The sequence below is a fragment of the Streptomyces sp. TS71-3 genome (assembly GCF_018327685.1).
Taxonomy (GTDB): Bacteria; Actinomycetota; Actinomycetes; order Streptomycetales; family Streptomycetaceae; genus Streptomyces.
In genome coordinates, this window is record NZ_BNEL01000001.1 from 5,738,696 (window position 1) to 5,760,037 (window position 21,342).

General features: G+C 73.8%; 13 protein-coding genes and 1 pseudogene. 6 read left to right on the forward strand and 8 right to left on the reverse strand.

All coding sequences use genetic code 11. The annotated features are described in order from the left end of the window. Positions 1–44: 44 nt before the first annotated feature. Positions 45–755: a GntR family transcriptional regulator gene (locus tag Sm713_RS23495; RefSeq protein ID WP_249416458.1), complete on the reverse strand. Its 711-nt coding sequence runs from the start codon at positions 753–755 to the stop codon at positions 45–47. 193 nt (positions 756–948) lie between these two features. Next, the gene (locus tag Sm713_RS23500; protein ID WP_212911525.1) at positions 949–2,523 is read right to left on the reverse strand and encodes a Na+/H+ antiporter; all 1,575 of its coding nucleotides are present in this window, start codon (positions 2,521–2,523) and stop codon (positions 949–951) included. A 241-nt stretch (positions 2,524–2,764) separates the two neighbouring features. Between Sm713_RS23500 and Sm713_RS23505 the strand changes: the two genes are divergently transcribed. The 4 genes and pseudogenes from Sm713_RS23505 to Sm713_RS23520 form a co-directional block, all read left to right on the forward strand. Then, positions 2,765–5,344 carry an ATP-binding protein gene (locus Sm713_RS23505; protein WP_212911526.1) on the forward strand — a complete coding sequence of 860 codons (2,580 nt, stop codon included), beginning with the start codon at positions 2,765–2,767 and terminating at the stop codon, positions 5,342–5,344. A gap of 139 nt (positions 5,345–5,483) precedes the next feature. Next, positions 5,484–6,227 (forward strand): DNA-3-methyladenine glycosylase, encoded by a 744-nt coding sequence (locus Sm713_RS23510; RefSeq protein WP_212911527.1) that lies wholly within the window; start codon positions 5,484–5,486, stop codon positions 6,225–6,227. A 167-nt stretch (positions 6,228–6,394) separates the two neighbouring features. After that, positions 6,395–7,327 (forward strand): SAM-dependent methyltransferase, encoded by a 933-nt coding sequence (locus Sm713_RS23515; protein WP_212911528.1) that lies wholly within the window; start codon positions 6,395–6,397, stop codon positions 7,325–7,327. A 21-nt stretch (positions 7,328–7,348) separates the two neighbouring features. Further along, positions 7,349–8,671, forward strand: a pseudogene (locus tag Sm713_RS23520) (sensor histidine kinase); the annotation flags it as partial. A gap of 83 nt (positions 8,672–8,754) precedes the next feature. Here Sm713_RS23520 and Sm713_RS23525 read toward each other — a convergent pair. Continuing rightward, a complete protein-coding gene (locus Sm713_RS23525; RefSeq protein WP_212912218.1) occupies positions 8,755–10,680 on the reverse strand; it encodes an ABC transporter ATP-binding protein in 1,926 nt (641 codons plus the stop codon). 873 nt (positions 10,681–11,553) lie between these two features. Here Sm713_RS23525 and Sm713_RS23530 point away from each other — a divergent pair. Next, on the forward strand, positions 11,554–11,835 hold the full coding sequence (locus Sm713_RS23530) for a DUF1876 domain-containing protein (protein WP_212911529.1): 282 nt from the start codon (positions 11,554–11,556) through the stop codon (positions 11,833–11,835). A 292-nt stretch (positions 11,836–12,127) separates the two neighbouring features. Further along, complete coding sequence (locus Sm713_RS23535; RefSeq protein ID WP_212911530.1) at positions 12,128–13,471, forward strand: nicotinate phosphoribosyltransferase; 1,344 nt, start codon at positions 12,128–12,130, stop codon at positions 13,469–13,471. Between the two features lie 236 nt (positions 13,472–13,707). Here Sm713_RS23535 and Sm713_RS23540 read toward each other — a convergent pair whose 3' ends face one another. The 5 genes from Sm713_RS23540 to Sm713_RS23560 form a co-directional block, all read right to left on the reverse strand. Further along, a complete protein-coding gene (locus Sm713_RS23540) occupies positions 13,708–14,385 on the reverse strand; it encodes a CBS domain-containing protein (RefSeq protein ID WP_212911531.1) in 678 nt (225 codons plus the stop codon). A gap of 350 nt (positions 14,386–14,735) precedes the next feature. Further along, a complete protein-coding gene (locus Sm713_RS23545) occupies positions 14,736–16,457 on the reverse strand; it encodes a GAF domain-containing protein (protein ID WP_249416460.1) in 1,722 nt (573 codons plus the stop codon). Positions 16,458–16,604: 147 nt separating this feature from the next. Then, on the reverse strand, positions 16,605–17,030 hold the full coding sequence (locus Sm713_RS23550; RefSeq protein WP_212911532.1) for an Hsp20/alpha crystallin family protein: 426 nt from the start codon (positions 17,028–17,030) through the stop codon (positions 16,605–16,607). 133 nt (positions 17,031–17,163) lie between these two features. Then, positions 17,164–18,153, reverse strand: a complete 990-nt coding sequence (locus tag Sm713_RS23555; RefSeq protein ID WP_212911533.1) for a nitroreductase — start codon at positions 18,151–18,153, stop codon at positions 17,164–17,166. Positions 18,154–18,428: 275 nt separating this feature from the next. Then, positions 18,429–20,813 carry a phosphoketolase gene (locus tag Sm713_RS23560; RefSeq protein WP_212911534.1) on the reverse strand — a complete coding sequence of 795 codons (2,385 nt, stop codon included), beginning with the start codon at positions 20,811–20,813 and terminating at the stop codon, positions 18,429–18,431. Positions 20,814–21,342 lie beyond the last annotated feature (529 nt).

Consider the following 21,342-nt stretch of genomic DNA (forward strand, 5'->3'; position numbering starts at 1 on the left):
GTGACCGGGCGGTGAGCGCCGTCATGGGCGGGAAAGCGCCGCCCTCAGGCCCCCGGCGCCTCGTGCTCGGGTGCGTTCTCCGCCGCCCAGATTCCCCGGACATGACCGACGTGGCGGCGGGCCAGGTCCTCGGCGGCGTCGGCGTCACCGGCCTCGATCGCGTCGAGCAGTTCGACGTGCTCGTGCGAGGAGTCGAACAGGAGGCTGCCCTCGGCGAGGGTGCGCAGGCCGTAGATCCGGGAGCTGGTGCGCAGCGACCGGACGATCTCCACCAGCCGCGGGTTGCCTCCGAGGCCCAGCAGGGTGAGATGGAACTCCATGTCGATGGTGACATGGGCGATGAGGTCCCGGCGCCGGGCCGCGTCGTCGATCGCCTCCGCCAGCGGGCGCAGCGTCGCGATGTGCTCGGGCGCCACGCCCGTTTCGGCGATCCGGCGGATGACGGGCACCTCGATGAGCAAGCGCAGCTCGGTGATCTGGTCGAGTTCCGCGGCGGACAGATGCGTGACCCGGAAGCCCTTGTTGCGGGCGATCTCGACCAGCCCCTCCTTGGCGAGGTCCAGCATCGCCTCGCGGACGGGGGTGGAGGAGACGTCGAACTGTTCGGCCAGGCTCGGGGCGGAGTAGACGACACCCGGCTTCAACTCGCCCGAGATCACGGCTCTCCGCAGGGTCTCGGCGATCTCCTCACGGAGGCTGCGCCGATGACGGAACGAGGGCAGGCGCCGGATTCCCGACTCGTCCATCCTTGTCATGCGTGACATGGTACTGCCCGTCCGGAGCCCGCCGGCCGTGCCGCCGGAGCGGACCGCCGCGATGCCCGGCGAGTGGATCCGGCCGGCGGCGAGCCCCTGCGTACCACCGGAGTTCACGCCAGGCAGCACGGGAGCGGCGGTGGATCCGGCACGCGAACGCGGACAGCCGCGAGCCGGATCCGGGCACGCGCCGTCAGATGTCCGCGAGGCGGGCCTCCTCCAGATCGAGCGAGCGCTGGAGCTTGCGGCGGGTCGTGTCGCTTATCCGGTGCTCGTCGTAGAGCCGCTGCAACTCCTGTGCCTCCACCGTGATCAGGTGACGGCGTAGCTGGCGGTAGGTGCCCTCCGCGGACTCCGGCACCGTGTCGTCGTCGCCCGAGTCGGCCAGCCGCTCGCGCGAGGAGTCCAGACGTGCGGACAGCGAGCGCCGCAGCCGGTCGAGAACGACCTCCGGAACCGCTTCGAGGCCGGACAGCTCCTCCAGGCGACGCATCCCCGCCCCCGCCAGCCGGTACCGCGCACCCGCCTCCTCGCGCTCGGTGTGGTCGGGCTCCAGCGCGATCCCCGAGCGGTTCACCACCGGCGCCAGCGTGAAGCCCTGCACCACCAGCGTGAGCACGACCACCGACGTGGTCAGCACCAGCACCAGCGGCCGTTCCGTGAGCGCCCCGCCGCCCGCCGCCGTCGCCGGCAGTGACAGCGCCGCCGCCAGCGGCACCACACCCCGGGTGCCCGCCCAGGTCATCACCACCGGAACGCGCCAACCAACCCGGCCCATCCCGCCCTTGCGCTGCACCACCGCGGACAGCGGCGCCAGCCACAGCAGCCGGACGGCGATCAGCGTCCCGGCGACCACGCACGCGTACAGCGGCCAGGCCCGGTCGCCGTCCGAGAGGGTCCGTACCTGATCGGGCAGCGCGAGGCCGATCAGGCTGAAGACGACGCTCTCCAGCAGGAACACCACCGTGCCGTACACCGCATGGAGTTGCAGGCGGATCCGGGCGTTGGTGAGCTTGTCGCCCCGGCCGCCGAGCAGCACGCCGGCCACCACCACGCTCGTCACGCCCGAGGTGCCTGCGGCCTCCGCGAGCACGTAGGCCGCGTACGGCGTGACCAGCGCGATCACGGTCTCCAGCACCGGGTCCTCGGTGCGCCGCCTGATCAGCGTCACCACACCCCCGAGCACCAGCCCGACGAGCGTGCCGCCGCCCGCGAGCAGCGCGAACTCGCCCCCCACGCTCTGCCAGTGGGTGGCCCCCGCGGCCACCGCGACGCTCACCGCGACCCGGAACAGCACCAGCGAGGTGGCATCGTTGAACAGGCTCTCGGCCTGCACCAGCGCCTTCACCCGGGGCGGCAGCGCGAGCCGGCGGCCGAGCGCGGTGACGGCCACCGGGTCGGTACTGGCGAGGATCGCGCCGAGCACCAGCGCCATCTGCCACGACAGCGGGGTGAGAAGCGACGCGACGGCCCCCACGGCCGCCGCCGAGGCCAGCACCAGGCCCACCGCGAGCACCGCCACGGGCTGCCACACGAGCCGCAGCTCGCGCAGCGAGACGTCCTCGGCGCTCGCGTACAGCAGCGGCGGCAGCACCACGAGGCCGATGACGTCCGGACTGATCTGGACGTGCGGCGCACCGGGCAGCAGCGCCACGGCCAGGCCCGCCACCACCAGCAGGGACGGTGCCGGTATGCGCCATCGGCGGGCGAACGTCGCCACCACCGTGCCGAGGACCACGAGGGCCAGGACCGTACCGACGCTGCGCATGCCGCTCCCATAGCCGAGCCTGAGGGGAACCCGAGACGGCTTCTCCTACGCGGGGCCCGAGGGCTCCCGGCCGACCAGACTTCCCGGCACACCGCATTCAGCCTATACGGCCCGTTCGCGTAAAGGGAGTGTCAAAGTCCACGTCACAGGCGCCAGGGTCGCGACAAGACGGGTGCCCGCCGGGCGCGGGAACCGCTTCGCTTGGACCATCGGAGGAGATCGCCAGAGGAGTTGAGCGGCGGTGAGCCCAGAGCTCGAAACCCCACCGGGTGGCGGACGGCGAGGTCGTCTGAAGGTCTACCTGGGGGCGGCCCCGGGGGTGGGGAAGACCTATCGCATGCTCGACGAGGCGAGACGCCGGGTGGCGCGGGGCGCGGACGTCGTGGTGGGCCTCGTGGAGTGCCACGGCCGGCGGGGGACGGAGGCGATGCTAGGGGGCCTGGAGATCCTGCCGCGCGCCCGGTGCAGCTACCGCGGCGGCGCGTTCACCGAACTGGACCTGGACGGGCTGCTCGCCCGGCGCCCCCAGATCGCGCTCGTCGACGAGTTCGCGCACTCCAACGTGCCCGGCGACGGCCGCAACCCCAAGCGGTGGCAGGACATCGACCGGCTGCTGACCGCCGGCATCGACGTCGTCACGACCATCAACATCCAGCACCTGGAGTCCCTCAACGACGTGGTCGAGAAGATCACCAGCGTGCCGCAGCACGAGACGGTGCCCGACGAGGTGGTGCGCCGCGCCGACCAGATCGAACTCGTCGACATGCCCCCGGAGGCGCTGCGCCGCCGCATGGCCCACGGCGACGTCTACGCGCCCGAGAAGATCGACGCGGCCCTCGCCAGCTACTTCCGCCCCGGCAACCTGACCGCCCTGCGCCAGCTCGCCCTGCTCTGGGTGGCCGACCGGGTCGACGAGGCGCTCCAGTCGTACCGCTCCGAGCACGGCATAGGCGGGGTGTGGGAGACCCGCGAGCGGGTCGTCGTCGCCCTCACCGGCGGGCCCGAGGGCGACACCCTCATCCGGCGGGCCGCCCGGATCGCCGACAGGTCCGCGGGCGGCGACCTGCTCGCCGTGCACGTCACCCGCAGCGACGGCCTCGCCACCGGCACCTCGCACGCCTTGCTCGCCCGGCAGCGGCGCCTGGTGGAGGACCTCGGCGGCAGCTACCACTCGGTCGTCGGCGACTCCGTGCCCACCGCCCTGGTGGAGTTCGCCCGCGCGGAGAACGCCACCCAGCTCGTGCTGGGCACCAGCAGGCGCAGGCGCCTGGAGCGCTTCCTGACCGGGCGCGGCACCGGAGACACGGTGGTGGGGATCTCCGGCGACATCGACGTGCACATCGTCTCCCACGAACGAGCGGGGCACGGCACCCTGCTGCCCTCCCGGCGGCGGACGCTGTCCGGGCCGCGCCGCGTCGGCGGACCCGTGGCCGGACTGCTCCTGCCCCTCGCGCTCACCGGCCTGCTCCAGCTCGACACGGTGCGCGCGCACCTCAACCTGACCAGCGAGTCCCTGCTGTTCCTGCTCGCCGTCGTGGGCGTCGCCTGCATCGGCGGAGTGGTGTCGGCTGTGATCGCGTCGGTCACGGCCTCCCTGCTGCTGAACTACTGGTTCGTCGCGCCCCGCGGGCAGTTCACGCTGGCGGACCCCAACGCGCTGGTGGCGCTGACGGTGTTCGCGGTGGTGGCGGCGACGGTGGCCGCGGTCGTGGACCGCTCCCTGCGCCTGTCCCGGCGCTCGGCGCGCGCCACCGCCGAGGCGGAGACCATGTCGTCGCTCGCGGGCACCATCGTCCGCGGCGGGCAGACGATCCCGGCGCTGCTCGAACGCACCCGGGAGACGTTCGGCGTGGCGAGCGCCGAACTGGTCGAGGAACCCCCCGACCACTCCCAGGAGGGCGCGGAGCATCCCGGGCACGGCGGCGGCGAGGTCACGGCCGTGCCCGCGGGCACCGGCCGGTACCTGGTGCTGCGCGGAAGCGCCCTCGGCTCGTCGGAGCGGCGTGTCCTCGCCGCGTTCGCCGCGCACGTCGGAGCCGCCGTCGAGCGAGCCAGGCTCGCCGAGGCCGCCGCCGAGGTCGAGCCGGTGAAGGCCGCCGACCGGATGCGCACCGCACTGCTGCGCGCGGTCGGACACGACCTGCGCACCCCGCTCGCCTCCGGCTGGGCCGCCGTCACCTCGCTGCGCAGCCGGGACGTGGAGTTCTCCCCGGAGGACCAGGACGAGCTGCTGGCCACCGCGGACGAGTCGATGGCCAGGCTCAACCGGCTGGTGGAGAACCTCCTCGACCTCAGCCGCCTCCAGGCCGGCGCGCTCACCCTGAACCTGCGCGCCACGGCGCTCGAGGAGGTGCTGCCGCCGGCCCTGGACTCGCTGCCCGGCGACGCCCCCGGAGTCGTGGTACGGGACATGGAGGAGATACCCGACGTCCTCGCCGACCCCCCGCTGCTGGAGCGGGTGATCGCCAACCTCATCGGCAACGCGGCCCGGTACACGCCCGCGGGCGGCCGGGTCCTGGTCACCGCGAGCGCCCTCGCCGGCCGTGTCGAGCTCCGGGTCGTCGACCGCGGCCCCGGCCTGCCGGCGGGCGACCGCGACCGCCTCTTCGAGCCCTTCCAGCGGCTCGGCGACACCGACAACAGCGCGGGCCTCGGCCTCGGCCTCGCACTCGCCCGGGGCCTGGCCGAGGCCATGGACGGCACCCTGGCCCCGGAGGACACCCCGGGCGGCGGCCTGACGATGGTGCTGTCCCTGCCGTTCGCCGACCGCACCTTCCGTCCCCCCGGCGTCCGGCAACTGGGCGGGGCACAAGGCGGCTGACCGCGGCCGGGCGCCGTCGAGAGCGCGGCGGGTGTCCGCCGAACGGTGACTGGCCCGATCGGCGCGCGCCCGCCGTGGAAGGAGTGGGTTCACCGCGAGCCGCCGAAGCGGCTCTCCCGCATGAGCGACGGAGTACGCCATGACACGCCGGAACGCAGCCGCCTACCGCCACCTCGCCGCGGCCGACCCGCTGCTTCAGGAGCTGATCGAGCGGCTCGGCCGCCCCGATCCGTTCGGCTGGGCCGAACGGCACTTCGGCAGGTCGACGTACTTCGAGTCCATGGTGCTGCACGTCGTCGGCCAGCAGATCTCCACGGCCGCCGCCTTCGCCATCCACGGCCGCCTCGCCGCCGCGGCCGGCGGCAGGGTGACCCCCGAAGCCCTCCTGGCGCTCGACGAGCAGGCGCTGCGTGCGGTCGGCCTCTCCCGCGCCAAGGCCGGCTACCTGCACGATCTCGCGCGGCGGCAGGCCGACGGGGTGATCGACCTGGAGCACATGAGCGGGGTGGACGACGAAACCGCGCTCCGCGACCTGACCGCCGTACGCGGGATCGGCATGTGGTCGGCCGAGATGTTCCTGCTCCACCAGCTCAAGCGGACCGACATCTTCCCCGCGGGCGACAGCGGCCTGCGCCGCGCAGTGGGGAGGGCCTGGCGGCTGCCCGAGCCGCCCTCCGTCGAGGAGACCCGCGACCGCGCCCGGCCCTGGGCGCCGTACCGCAGCTACGCCGCCGGCCTTCTGTGGACCTCCCTCGGAAGCTCGCCGCTGCCCGCCCCGGCGGACGGCCAGGGCCAGGCGCACCCCGGCCCCGGGGGCCGGGACGGCGGCCGTCCCGCCAGGAAGCAGCGGGCCGGCGGCCGGAAGCGTTCCCGAGGTGCATGACCTGCCCCGGGCCGCACCCCCGACTCCCCGCGCACCGCTCCGTTCCGTCATGGCAAGCTGATCCACACCGGGCGGACAGCGGGTCCGGGTACCGTCCGGCGCAGCCGGACGGCGCGGGTCCGGTGGCCGGGAGAAGACCCGGTGGCCAGGAGAGAGGGAACACAGCGGTGGCTGAGGACGTGCTGGGGCAGGACCGGATGAGCGTGCCGTCCGACGTCGGGTGGACGGGGCTGATGACCGCCCACATGCGGGCCGTAGAGTCGGCACGCGACGACCGGCTCTTCACCGACCCGCTTGCCACGGCCCTGGTCGAGATGCTGGGGAACACGGTCCGAACCGGTGACGACGCCGTCCTGCCGACCGGCCCCGCCCGGTTGGCGGGCCCGCACACCGAGGCCTGGTACATGCTCGCCACGTACCTGGGCGTCCGCACGCGCTTCTACGACCGCGTGGTGCGCGACGCCGCTCAGGACGGCGTCCGGCAGGTGGTGCTGCTCGCCGCGGGCCTGGACTCGCGGGCCTTCCGGCTCGACCTGCCCCCGGACACCGTGGTGTTCGAGATGGACACGGAGCCCGTGCTGGCGTTCAAGGACCGGGTGCTCGACCAGGCGGGCCTCGCGCCGACCGCACGGCGCCGCACGATATCCGCCGACCTGCGCGGGCCCTGGCAGGAGGCGCTCACCGGGGCCGGGTTCGACCCGGGCCTGCGCACGGTGTGGCTGGTGGAGGGGCTGTTCATGTACCTCTCCACCGAGAACTGCGACGCCCTGCTCGACCGGCTCACCGAGCTCAGCGCCCCCGGCAGCCGGATCGCGCTGGAGTACTACGAGGACAACCCGCGGCACGAGGACGCCGGCGTGACCGACGCCGTCGAGGACGCCGTGATCGCCCGGATACTCAGCTTCTTCCAGCCGGGTCCCGGCCTGCCTCCGGGCCCGTGGTTCGCCTCCCACGGCTGGCGGCCCGAGGTCACGACCCTGGCCGCCGAGATCACCGCCGCGGGCCGGCGGCTTCCCCTGATGTTCCAGCCCGGCCGCCCCCACGAGGTGAACCTCTGGCTGGCGACCGGGACCCTCGACGAGGCCGGCGGCACGCCGTAGCGGACCACCGCGCCGGGCTGCACACCGCCCGTGCACCGGCTCACCATCTCCGACCCCGAGAACATCCTCGCCCTCGTGATCTTCGTGGGGGTGGCCGTGTCGGTGGCCTCCGTGGTCGACCTGGAGGCCCGGCGCACCCACCAGGCGGCCCGGCTGCGCGCCGAGTCGGAGATACTCTCCTTCCTCGCGGGCAGCGTGCTGCGCGGCGAGAACAGCCTCGCGGAGCTCCTGGAGCGGGTCCGCGAGACGTTCGGCATGGAGTCCGTCGCCCTGCTGGAGCGGGAGAGCGAGGTGGCGCCCTGGACCTGCGCGGGCAGCGTGGGCCCCCGCCCCGAGAAGGACCGCCCCGAGCACTCCGACGTGGACATGCCCGTCGGCGACAACATGGCGCTCGTGCTCTCCGGCCGGGTGCTGCCCGCGGAGGACCGCCGGGTGCTCGCGGCCTTCGCCGCCCAGGCCGCCGTGGTGGTGGACCGCGCACGCCTTCAGACCGAGGCCGAGCAGGCCCGGATCCTGGCCGTGGGCAACCGCATCCGCACCGCCCTGCTCGCCGCCGTCAGCCACGACCTGCGCACCCCGCTCGCCGGCATCAAGGCGTCGGTGACGTCCCTGCGCTCCGGGGTCGTCGAGTGGTCGCCGGGGGACCGGGCGGCGCTGCTCGCGGCCATCGAGGAGGGCGCCGACCGGCTCGACGGCCTGGTGGGCAACCTCCTCGACATGTCCCGCCTGCAGACCGGCACCGTCAGCCCGCTGATCCGCGGAACGGACCTCGACGAGGTGGTCCCGATGGCGCTCGGGGGCGTGCCGGAGGGCAGCGTGGCCCTGGACATCCCCGAGACGCTACCGATGATCGTCGCCGACCCCGGCCTCCTGGAGCGCTCGGTCGCGAACGTCGTGGAGAACGCCGTGCAGCACAGCCCGGCCGGCACCGCCGTACGGATCTCCGCGAGCGCCTTGGGCGACCGGGTGGAGGTGCGCATCGCGGACCGCGGGCCCGGCGTGCCCGACGAGGCCAAGGACCGCATCTTCGAGCCCTTCCAGCGGTACGGGGACACCCACGGCGATGCGGGCGCCGGCCTCGGCCTGGCTGTCGCCCGCGGCTTCGCCGAGGCCAGGGGAGGCGCCCTCGCCGCGGAGGACACGCCGGGCGGCGGTCTGACGATGGTCCTCACGATGCGTACGGCCGCCGCGGGTTCACCGGAGGCGGGTGAGGCGACGGTGGCCGTGGGCTCTCCTGCGGCGGGCGACGGTACGGCGGCCGAGGGCGCGCCCCAGGCGGACGGTGCCTCCGCCCCCGACACACCCGTCGGGGGCGGCTCCTCGGCGACCGGCGCCGCATCCTGACATACGGGCCGCGTTGCCGGGGCCGTGGGGGAGAGGCACGCGCGGTGGGCCTCCCCCGCCGGCGCACTTGGGATGGCGCCGCGTCAGGACGCGTCCTGTTCACCGGCCCGCGGGACCTGCGACGGCACGCCCGGGGCGATTGCCGGGACCTGTGTGCCGGTGGTGTCCGGCGCGGCGGTCTCCCGTGCGTGCTGGTAGGCCCACAGGTCCCTGAACAGCCCGTCCCGCGCCACGAGTTCCGGGAAGGTGCCCTGCTGGACGACGAACCCCTTGTCCATGACCAGGATGCGGTCGGCGACGGCGACGTTCGTCAGGCGGTGGGTGATCAGGACGACGGCGCGGGTCTCCGCCAGCCGGCGCAGCCCCGCGAAGATCCGGTGCTCGCCCAGCGGGTCGAGGGCGGCGGTCGGCTCGTCCAGCACCAGCAGGCCGGCGGGGCGGTAGAAGGCGCGCGTGAGCGCGATGCGCTGCCACTGGCCGCCGGAGAGCTCCTGCCCGCCGAGCCAGTCCCGCGCCAGCACCGTGTCCAGGCCGGACCGCAGTTCAGTGACCACCTCGTCGGCGCCGGACGCGGCGCACGCGGTGTGGATGCGGGCGTCGCCGCCCGGGGCGGGCTGGCCCAGGGTGATGTTCTCGCGGGCGGTGAGCGGCCAGTGCGCGTAGTCCTGGGGGACCAGGGCGACATGGGACCACATGGCTCCCGGGTCCAGGTCGCCGGTGCGGACGCCGTCCCAGGTCACCGATCCCGTGGTGGGGAGGTAGAGGCCGCTCAGCAGCTTCGCCAGCGTGGTCTTCCCGCTGCCGTTGTACCCGACGAGCGCGATGATCTCGCCGCGCCGCAGCGTGAAGGACACGCCCCGCAACGTGTCCTGGGCCGCCTCCTCGTACCGGAAGACGAGGTCGCGCACCGCGATCTCGCGCGGCGCCGCCGGGACGATCGCGCCGCGCCGCATGCCGAAGCCGCCCGCCTCCTTCAGGAAGTCCGACCAGTCGTCCATGTACAGGCCCGTGCGCATGATGCGTGCCCCGCCGGTCACCAGGCCGCGCAGCGCGGTGCCGACCGTGCCCAGGGCGAAGACGGCCGTCCCTGCGTGTCCCACGCTCATCCGCCCGGTGGCCAGCAGCCACACCACCGCGGCCCACACGGCCGCCGAGGCGACACCGCCGCAGAGCGCGCCCACCAGCGACATCCACGCCCCGGTGTCAGCGGCGCGCCGGTCGGCGTCGTTGATGCGCCCGGTGATCCGCCGGTAGCGGTCGACGAGGAAGTCGGACATGGTGCCGGCGCGGATCTGGTCGGCTGCGTACCGGTCGCACACGTGCCAGCGCAGGATCGACAGCATCCGGTGGTCGCCGCTCGACCGCAGCCGGGCCAGGTACCGCACCCGCGCCGCGCTGATCTGCGCCACGGCCTGGGGGAAGCTGGCCAGCGCGAGCAGGGGCAGCAGCATCGGGTGCAGGGCGGTCAGCACGCCGGCGCCGGCGATCAGGGAGGCGAGCGAGGCGATCAGGTCCTGTCCCTCGGACACCAGGTCCTGGGCCACCTCGGCGCCGCGGTCGGCGGCCTCCTTGCGGTGGTTGAAGCCGGGCGCGTCGTAGGCCGCGAGCTCGACCCCCGTCACGGCCTGGAGGAGCCTGCGTTCGGCCTCCCGCGACATCTGCGGACCCAGCCGGCCGGCCAGCCAGGTCACCGTGATGCCCAGCAGCGCGCGCACCCCGGCCGCGCCCCCGAGCAGCGCGAGCGACGGCCACGCGGACAGCAGCCGCCGGTAGATGTCGCCGTCGGACAGCAGCGCGGCGAGGGTCCCGCTGACCGCGACAAGACCGAGGGCCTGCAACGCACCCGACAGCGCCTGGCAGACGAGCAGTCCCAGGGCGGCCCAGGGGTCGATGCTCCAGGCCAGCGCCACCGACCGGCGCACCAGCTGCGGGAGCCGGCGCGCCATGTCCAGCAACCGGATCTGCCGGATGGCCCGCTCCCGGCTGCCGGTGCGGTCGACGAAGCGCAACTCCTCGCCGCTCTGCGCCTCGGCGCCGTCATCCTCCCGGCTCTGCCGCTGGGCGATCTGTTCCCTTCGGTCGCGCTTCTCGGCGTCCTGTTCCTTTCGGCCCCGCTTCCCGGCTCCCTGTTTCTCTCGGCCGCGCTTCTCGGCGTCCTGTTCCTCTCGGTCCCGCTTCTTGGCGTCCTGTTCCTCTCGGCCCTGTTCGTCAGTGCCCCGTTCCTCTCGGCCTCTCTCTTCGATGCCCTTCTCCTCCCGGCTCCGCCGATCCTCACGGGCCGCACCTCCTCGTCCGCCGCGCGCGGCGCGGCGCCACATGCTCGCCATCTGCTCCTGCTCTCCTTCCACGGGTCCTACGGGGGCGTGCCGGGTGACCCGGCGGGCGTCAACGGTGCGAGGGGGCCGGGTCCGCGAGCCGTGGTGGGGGGAACGGACCGCGATTCGAACGGTGGGCGGGGGAGACGGCGGTGATCACGGTGATCACGATTCCTCCGGGAGGGGCCGCGATGGGTACAGGTGCTCTAAAGAACGCCCCCGTCCACCGCCCGTAACGGGGCGGCCGGGGGCAGCTTGTGAACGGATGTTCCAGTGCCGCGTGGAGGGCAAGGCCCGGCTGGGCCCGGGCCGTCGACCGGCACTCGAACGGTGTGGCTCACCCGTTCGAGGTATTGCGGTGGTGGAGAGGGGCGGGCTCGTTCGCCGGGGGCGACGGGAGCCGTGAACATGCCCGCGCGCCGCAGCTGCACGGAGGTGCCGCGCACCGGTACACCCGCCCTGACCGGCCCCTTGGCCCGGCTGTCGGGGTCCCGGGGACCTTCGGCCCCGTGACTGGGGTCCCCTGGGCGTTCGACGGTGATGGTGGACCAGTGAAGGAGCGGAGCAATGGCACACACAGTTGAGTGGCAAGTACATCTTCACCTGTTCGAGGACGAGGGCACGACGAAGGCACGAGCCGTGGTGGAGACGGGGGCGAATTCCGTCGTGGGCAACGGCCTCGCCCGCTGCAACCCGAACGACCGCGACATCCCCGAGATCGGCGACGAGCTGGCGGCCGGGCGCGCCATGCGTGACATCGCCCAGCAGCTCCTGGGCGAGGCGCAGCGCGACATCGAGAGCGTGAACGCGCCCGCGCAGCAGGGCGCCGGCGAGCCCTGGCCCATGTGAGAACCGGCCCGCCTTGGAACCGGCCCGGCTCTCCAGGGCGTCGGCCGGCTCCGGGCACGGCGCTGAGCAGGCTCTGAGTACGCGGCTGAGCAGGATGGTCTGATCCGGCCCGGACGCGGTACCCACCCCCTGTGGCTCGACGTGCTCGGGCCACGGAGCAAGGGAGAGATGCGCCCGTAGAGGTGCGTCCGGAGGATGTGTGCCCCGAGGGCGCCCTACGTACGGGAAAGCACGTCCGTGCGGAAGGTGCACCCGCCCCGGACCGTCCGCGTGCAGGAAGGGAGGCGGCGCCGTGCCGGACGCCACCACCACCGACCTCTACGAGGCCACCATGGCGCTGTCGTACCTGGAGGAAGGGCTGACGGCGCCCGCGACCTTCAGCCTGTTCGTCCGGGACCTGCCGCCCGAGCGCGGTTTCCTGGTGGCGGCGGGGCTGGAGTCCGCGCTGGACTACCTCGCGGACTTCCGGGTCGGCCGCGCGGACACCGAGGCGTACGCCGCGGCCCTGTACCGGTCGCCCGAGGATCTCAGGCCTCTCGTCGGGCTCGGCTTCACCGGTGAGGTGCGCGCCGTGCCCGAGGGGCGGACGGTGCTCGCGGACGAGCCGCTGCTGGAGGTGACCGCGCCGCTCCCCGAGGCCCAGATGGTCGAGACCTGCCTGCTCAACATGGTCAGCCACCAGACGCTGGTGGCGTCCAAGGCGGCACGCTGCGTCCTCGCCGCCGAGGGCAAGCCCGTCGTGGACTTCTCCCTGCGCCGCACCCAGGGCATCGAGGCCGGCATGCAGGCTGCCCGGCTGGGCGCGCTGGTGGGCTTCGCGGGGACCAGCAACGTGTCCGCCGCGCTCGCCCACGGTCTGCGCGCCCGGGGCACGATGGCGCACTCCTACATCGAGGCGTTCCCGGACGAGGAGTCCGCGTTCCGCGCCTTCGCGCGTGCGCACCCCGGCCCCATGACCTTCCTGGTGGACACCTACGACACCCGGGAGGGCGTGGCCACCGCGATCCGCGTGATGAAGGACCTCGGCCTGGGACCGGACTCCGCGGTGCGGCTGGACAGCGGCGACCTCGGTGAGCTCGCCCGCCTCGCCCGGCGGATGCTGGACGGCGCCGGGCTGCCCGAGGTGCTCATCGTGGCCAGCGGCGGCCTCGACGAGTACCAGGTGGCCGACCTCGTGCGCGCCGCGGCGCCGATCGACGTCTACGCCGTGGGCACCCGCGTGGGCGTCTCGGCCGACGCCCCCTACCTCGACTCCGCGTACAAGCTCACCGCCTACGACGGCAGGCCGGTGATGAAACTGTCGTCAGCGAAGGTGACCGCCCCCGGTGCCAAGCAGGTGTTCCGGACCGCGGACCACACCGACGTCATCGCGTTGCGGGACGAGGAGCCGCCCGACGGCGGTCATCCGCTGCTGGAGACGGTGATGGCAGGGGGCCGGCGCACGCACGACGTGGACCCGCTGGCGCGGGCGCGCGAGCGGTTCGGCCACGATGCCGCCAGCCTCCCTGAAGCGGCGCGGCGCATCCGGCACCCGGAACCTCCGCGCCCCGGCATCTCCGAGGCCCTGTGGGACCTGACGGAGGACGTGCACCACAGGATCGAGCGCGAGAACCTGCGACAGAACCTGCCGGCGTGATCGTGATGCTGGACCTGCCGGCGTGGTCGTGACGCGGGAACCTGCCGGCGGACCGTGAACGGGTGCGGGGACCTGCCGGCGGGTCGCGGACGGGTGAGTATCCGTCCCTCGCAGGGGTCGTCGAGCGCTGCCCTTCCTTCGCCGCGGAGACCGCGCCCGGCATCGGCACCCCGCCGGCGCCGTCACCCTGGTTCATGCCCCGCCGGCCTGCCCTACCCCGGGACCACCGCCCTTGCTCAGCTCGCCTTCCCGCAGCCCTGGTGACCGCCCTCCCGTGCGCCCGGCTCGAAGCGGACGTCCACCACGCCCTCCACCGACCGCACGGCCCGGGTCACCAGGGGAATCAGTGCGGCGCCCTGGGCCTGGCCGGCCAGGGTGACCACGCCGTCCTGTACGGAGACCTCTGCCCGGGCGGACGGCGGCAGCTCGGGGAGCACGGTCTCCCTGAGCTCCGCGGCGATCTCCTCGTCCGTGCGGAGGAACACCTTCAGCAGGTCGCCGCGGCTGACCACGCCCTGGAGCAGGCCGGCCTCGTCGGTCACCGGCAGCCGCTTGATGTGCAGCCGTGCCATGGTCCGCGCGGCCTCGGAGATGGTGGCGTCGGGGTGCACCGTGACGGCCGGGGTGGTCATCAGGTCCTCGGCGTACTGGGCAGCGGCCTTGGCGGCCTCGTCGAAGGCCTGTGAACCCGGTGCGGAGAGCTCGGGCTCCTCGTCCCGGTACTCCTCCTTGAGCAGCAGGTCGGCCTCCGAGACCACCCCGATGACCCTGCCCTCGCCGGCCAGGACGGGCAGCGCGCTGATGCTCCACTGCCGCATCAGCTCGACCATCTCCTTGTAGGCCGCCCTGGGTCCCACAGCGACGGCGGTGGGGGTCATCACATCGCTCACGGTGTGCGGTGCGGGGGAGGTCATGCGGACTCCCCGGTCTGTGCTCCGGGCACACGCGCGCAGGGGCCGGTGGCGCACGCGGGGGCGGTGCCGAGCGCAACCGAAGCCGGAGCGCATGAAAGTCCCATGCGGTCAGGGTGCGACGGTGAGGCGGGCAGACGGCAGGGCCACCTGGGCCAGGCCTTCCGTCCATCCGGCGGGCATCCCGCGATCCGTCAGGGCGGGGGGACCGTGCGCTCGGGTTCCACCGCCCGGTGGAACCCGAGCGCAGGCGGCCGTGCGGGGCTCGGCCCGGTTGCCCTCTCCCGCTGCCTGAAGGGCGTGGGAGGTACCCCCCAGCAGGCACCTGGTGGCCGGTCGTGGCCGGCCGTGCCTCATGCCCCGCTCCCGGGCAGCGGAACCTCCCAGGTCAGCCTGGTGCCGCCGGATGCGGGCGCCACCAGCTCCAGGGCACCGTCGAGCTGGTCCGCGCGCTCGGCCAGGTTCCGCAGGCCGCTGCGGTGATACCGCTCGGGCATGCCCACCCCGTCGTCGCAGACGGTGAGCCGTACCCGCCGTCCGTCGGTGTGCAGGACGACCTCCGCCCGCGAGGCACGCGCATGCCGCGCGACATTGCTCAGGGCCTCGGAGACCACGGCCACCACATGGTCCGCGACGCTGCCGGGCACCTGGGTGTCGAGCAGTCCCTCCAGCCGGACCCCGGGCGTGAACCCGAGGACGCCCGCCGCCTCGCCCACGGCGTGCATCACCCGGGAGCGCAGGCCGTGCCCGCCCGACTCGTCGTGCTCCCGCAGCCCCAGGATGGTGGAGCGGATGATCTTGATCGTCTCGTCGAGGTCGTTGACGGCCCGGTCCACCCGTTCCAGCGCGCCGGGGTGCTCGACGAAGCGTCCGGCGCTCTGCAGCGTCATGCCGGTCGCGAACAACCGCTGGATGGCCAGGTCGTGCAGGTCCCTGGCGATCCTGTCGCGCTCCTCCAGGAGCACGATGTGCTCGGCGTCGCTGCGCCTGTCGGCCAGCTCCATGGCCACCGCGGCCTGGCCCGCGAAGGCCAGCAGCAGCTCCGTCTCCTTCTTCGAGAACACCGTCTCGCCGGCCCTGCGCCCCAGCAGCACCACGCCGCGCACCCCCGCGCCGGTGCCGATGGGCACCGCCACCGCCGGCCCCAGTCCGGTGAGCCGGGGCGGGCCCAGCGACACCCGGCTGTCCTGCCCGACGTCCGGGCTGATCACGGGCGCCGCCGCGGCGAAGGCTTCGCCCATGAAGGTGCCTTCCACGGGCAGCACGAGCCCCTGGTGCTCGGCGGCCCGGTCACCGATGGCCAGTTCCACCGTCAGCGCCCCGCCGTCGTCGGTCGGCACCGCGACCACGGCCAGCGAGGCGACCATGATCTCGCTGGCGCGCTCCGCGATCAGATGCAGCACGGCGCCGCGCGACCCCCCGGACAGCAGCCCGTAGGTGATCTCGGCGTTGGCCCGCAGCCACCGCTCGCGCCGCCTGGACTCCTCGTAGAGCCGGGCGTTGTCGATGGCAACGCCCGCCGCCACGGCGAGCGTGGAGAGCACCGACTCGTCCTCCTCGTCGAAGTGGGCGCCGCCGCGCTTCTCGGTGAGGTAGAGGTTGCCGAAGACCTGGTCCCGCACCCGGATGGGGACCCCGAGGAAGGTGCTCATCGGCGGGTGGTGCTCCGGGAACCCGTACGACGAGGGGTGCTCGGAGATCTTGGCGAGGCGCAGCGGGTGCGGGTCGCGGATCAGCTCGCCCAGGATGCCGTGGCCCTCGGGGTAGTGGCCGATGGCGGCAATCTCGTCGTCGCCGACGCCCACCGTGAGGAAGTCGGAGAGCCGCTTGCCGTCCGGGGCGATCACACCGAGCGCGGCGTACTCCGCGTCGACGAGCACCGCCGCCGCCTCCACGATGCGGCGCAGCACCTGCTGGAGGTCCAGCTCGCTGCCGACGGACAGCACCGCCTCCAGCAGCCGGTGCACCCGGTCGCGGGTGCCACGGGCGGCGTCGAGACGCGCCTGAAGCTCCTCCAGCAGCTCGTCCAGCCTGAGCTGCGGCAGTGGCACGGGTACGCCTTCGGAGCTCTCCACCGCTGTTTCCTCCCGGCCGGGACGGCCGATGGAATCCGCCTCTCACCTGCCACGTTACCGGCACCGGCCGGCACAGGCGCCCCGGCCGAGCCCGGCCGGGGCGCCCGCGACACGGAGGTGCGCCCGGCTCGGGCCGGGCGCACCCGTTCACGTCGAGCGCCGCTTCACCTCGATCCGCTTCGCTTCGGACTCCTCCTTGTGCATCCCCATGCTGATCATGAGCATCCCGTCTGCGTACGTGGCCTCCATGTCGTTCTCGTCGGCCCCGGCGGGCAGCGGCATGCTGCGCATCAGGGTCCCGTACCGGATCTCGCTGCGCTCCTTGTCGATGTCGCGCTCGGCCCGCTCGGCCCTGATGGTGAGCACGCCGTCCTCGACCATCAGATCCAGGTCCTCCACGTCGATGCCCGGAAGCTCCGCACGCATGATGTAGCGGTCGCCCTCGGTGTACGTCTCGATCCGTACGGCGTACAGATCGGACATGCCGGGCAGGGCGAGCCGGGACGGGAATCCCTCGAACCACTCGGGCAGGTCGGGGAACGAGAACCGCTGCTTGCGTGCGAGTGCGTTCATGGCATGCCTCCTTGTCCGGAATACCGGCTTGTCCGGAATACCGCGCTTCCAGTGCAGCGCGCCGGGCGCACGCGTGCTGGTGCCGAAGAGCCCGCCTTGCGGCCCGAACGTCCCCGGCCGGCAGGGGGTGCGGCTACACGACGGACAGCACGTCGGCCACCGGCCTGCGCGGCGTCGTCGGCGGCTGGGCGCCCTGCCCGAGGCGCAGCAGCATCTGCGCGTAGCCCGTCGCGGCCAGCGGCCCGTGCAGCGCCCACCGCAGCTCGCGGCGCTCGACGGCCCCCGCGTCGAGCGACAGGGCCAGGTCGTCCAGCGTCGCGCGCAGCAGCACCCGCTCCAGGGCCTGGCCGGCCAGGAGCCAGTCGCGGGGCCCGTCCTCGCGGGTGCCGAGGACGGCGAACGCCGGTGCCTCGTCGAACGCCGCGGTGCCGCAGCCGGGCGGCGGCACGGGCTCGGTGACGTCGACCTGGACGGTGCCACCGCCGGGCGGGCCGGCCGCGGGCACGGCCGAGGGGAGGGCCGCGGCGGAGGCCTCGGCGCGGCGGGCGGCACTCCACCGGGGTGCCACCCGGCCCGCGTCTGCGGCTGACATCCCCAACGTCTCGGCGTCCTCGTCGAGGTCCAGGAGCGCCTGTGCCTGCCGGGCGTCGGGGAACACCAGCCGGGCGCCCTCCGCGACGGCCGCGGCGCGCAGTTCGTCGAGCAGGGCCGCGGGTATCTGGTGGCCGCCGAACGGCTGCCCGCCGCCGTGCCGGCCGAGGGCCGGATACAGCGCGGCGAGGTCGTCCTGCGTGTCGCCGGCCGGTTCCAGGGCGGCCACCGCGAGCAGCTCGGGATCGTCGGGGTCGGGCATCAGCTCCGTCCGGGTCCGCCACCCTCCGTGCGCGGCGGACACCCGCAGGTTGAACAGCGCGGCGCCGCACTCCAGACGTGGCTCCCGACGTGCGCGCTCCTCGCGCGGCCCCGCGCGCTCCGCATCCGGAACGTCCATGCGCAGTTCCACCGTGTCGCCGCCCCGGACATGCCGGAACCGCCACGGTTCCACGTGGTGCGGGGAGGGCGCCGTGACGGCGTCGCCGACCAGCGACACCACGGCCGGCTCGTCGAGCCTGGGGGAAGACACCGTGTCCTCCTTCGTGCCAGCCCGCCGGGGGCGGTCGCGGGCCGGCACCTCGTGGAGAGTGCCGGGCGGCTCCGGCCGGCGGGCCCCGACCTGCGCCCCGGCGGAAGAGACTTCTCACGGTCAGGGTCCCCGCGCGGGGGTGGGCGGCGGAAGGGCCGAGCGGCCCGCCGGACGGTCCCGGAGCCCGCACCGGTCCGGCACCCGGTGCCCGCGGCCCCGTCGCCCCCACGGCGGGGCCGCTCAGCCCGTGCGCCCGAGCGGCCGGCCGGCCCCGCTCAGTGCGCCCAGCTCCAGTCCGCGACCTCCGGCAGGTCACGCCCGTGCCCCCGCACCCACACGTGGTGGCGCAGCCGCGCGTCCTCCATGAGCTGCCGCACCGGCGCCGCCCGCACCGCGAGGCCCGGCACCCGGTCGATGACGTCCATGACCAGCCGGTAGCGGTCCAGGTCGTTGCGGACCACCATGTCGAACGGGGTGGTGGTCGTGCCGATCTCCTTGTAGCCGCGCACGTGCAGGTGCTGGTGGCCGGTGCGCCGGTAGGCCAGGCGGTGGATGAGCCACGGATAGCCGTGGTAGGCGAAGATCACGGGCTTGTCCCTGGTGAACAGCGCGTCGTAGTCCCGCTCGGTCATGCCGTGCGGGTGCTCTTCCTGCGGCAGCAGCCGGGCCAGGTCGACGACGTTGACCATGCGCACCACCAGCTCGGGCAGGTGGGTGCGGAGCAGCTGCACCGCGGCGAGGGTCTCCTGCGTCGGCACGTCGCCCGCCGCGGCCATCACCACGTCGGGCTCCCGGATGCCGTCCTCGTTGCCCGCCCAGTGCCAGATCCCGGCGCCACGGGCGCAGTGCGCGTTCGCCTCGTCCAGCGTCAGCCAGTCGAAGCAGGGCTGCTTGCCGGCGATCACGACGTTGACGTAGTCCCGGCTGCGCAGCACGTGGTCCGCGATGGACAGCAGGGTGTTGGTGTCCGGCGGCAGGTAGACCCGGACGGCCTCCGGGCTCTTGTTGAGGATGTGGTCGACGAAACCGGGGTCCTGGTGGGAGAAGCCGTTGTGGTCCTGGCGCCAGACGTGCGAGGTCAGCAGGTAGTTGAGCGAGGCGATGGAGGCGCGCCAGGGCAGCCCCCGGGTGATGCGGAGCCACTTGATGTGCTGGTTGACCATGGAGTCCACGATGTGCGCGAACGCCTCGTAGGTGGCGAACAGCCCGTGCCGCCCGGTCAGCAGGTAGCCCTCCAGCCAGCCCTGGCAGGTGTGTTCCGAGAGGATCTCCATCACCCGGCCGTGCCGGTCCAGGTCCTCGTCGACCGGGAGCTGCTGCTCCTGCCAGGCCTTGCCGGTCGCCCCGTAGACGGCCCCCAGGCGGTTGGAGGCGGTCTCGTCCGCGCCGACGAGCCGGAAGTTCCGGCTGTCCGCGGTGGCACGCATGAGCTCCTCCAGCAGCCCCCCGAGCACCCGGGTCGGCTCGTGCGTCGCCCTGCCGGGCTCCTCGACCGGCACGGCGTACCGTTCCAGCGGCGGAAGGGGCAGCTCACGCAGCATCAGCCCGCCGTTGGCGTACGGGGTCGAGCCGAGCCGCCGGGCGCCCACGGGCACGCAGGCCAGCACCTCGGGACGGGGCCTGCCCTGCTCGTCGAAGAGCTCCCGGGGCCCGTACGAACGCATCCACGACTCCAGTTGCCGCAGGTGCTTGGGGTTCTCGCGGACCTCGGCCAGCGGAACCTGGTGGGAACGCCAGGTGCCCTCGACGGGCAGCGAGTCGACCTCCGCCGGTCCGGTCCAGCCCTTCGGGGTGCGCAGCACGATCATCGGCCAGTGGGGGCGTTCGGTGGAGCCCTCGTGGCGGGCGGCGCGCTGGATCAGGGCGATGTGGTCCAGGGCCGTGTCCATGGCCTGGGCCAGGGCGCGGTGCACGGTGTCGGGGTCGTCCCCGGCGACGTGCAGGGGAGTGTGCCCGTAGCCGCGCAGCAGGTCGTCCAGTTCCGCCTCGGGCAGGCGCGCGAGCACCGTGGGATTGGCGATCTTGTAGCCGTTCAGGTGCAGGATCGGCAGCACGGCACCGTCGTGCACGGGGTCGAGGAACTTGTTGGAGTGCCAGGACGTGGCCAGCGGCCCGGTCTCCGCCTCGCCGTCGCCGACGACGCAGGCCACCAGCAGGTCCGGGTGGTCCAGCGCGGCCCCGTAGGCGTGCGACAGGGAGTAGCCCAGCTCGCCGCCCTCGTGGATGGAACCGGGCGTCTCGGGGGCGACGTGGCTGGGCACGCCGCCGGGGAAGGAGAACTGCTTGAAGAGCCTGCCCATGCCCTCGGCGTCCCGGGAGACGTCCGGGTACGTGTCCGAGTAGCTTCCCTCCAGCCACGAACCCGCGAGCACGGCGGGCCCTCCGTGCCCGGGGCCCCAGACGCACAGGGCGTCCTGGTCGCGCCCCTTGATCACCCGGTTGAGGTGGGTGTAGACGAGGTTCAGCCCCGGGGTCGTGCCCCAGTGGCCGAGCAGGCGGGGCTTGACGTGCTCGGGCCGCAGCGGCTCCGTCAGCAGCGGATTGGCCATCAGGTAGATCTGTCCGACCGCCAGGTAGTTGGCCGCACGCCAGTGGGCGTCGAGCGAGCGCACCTCGTCGTCCGAGAGCCACCCTGCCGTCTTCTCCGGAGCGTCGAGCATGAGGGTTCCTTCCGTGGTGACAGACGCATGCACCTGTTCTTCCACCGGCTGCCCGCGGCACGACAGCGACAGGGCCGGTCGGGCTAGCGGGTGGCCGCGCCGGACGAGCCGAAACCGGCGCGGTGCCCCCTGCGACGCGTTCCGGCGGGCCCCGTCCGGGCGGCGGTGACCCGTCCCGGCCCCGTTGAGCGTGGGTCTCCGTCGCGGCCGCTGTGGCGGGGCACCACAGGTCCGGCGGGCCAGGTGTGTGCGCCGCATCCGCTGGCCGGGCGCTGCGCAGGGCCTACGGTGCGCTGAGACCTGGGGCGGCCCGGTCCTCCGGACGGACCCGGGGGAGGGACGGCCCGCACGGGCCGGTCGGCCGCGGGGACCGGTCGGCCGAAGGCCGGTCGGCGGCACGGAACGGTCGCCCGTACGAGCGGATGGGCCGATCGTCCGCAAGGCCGCCAGGGCCGTGGCCGGCCGCGCCGGCCAAGGACGCCGCCGCACCACCGCATCACGGCACCACCGCATCACGGCACGGTCGCAC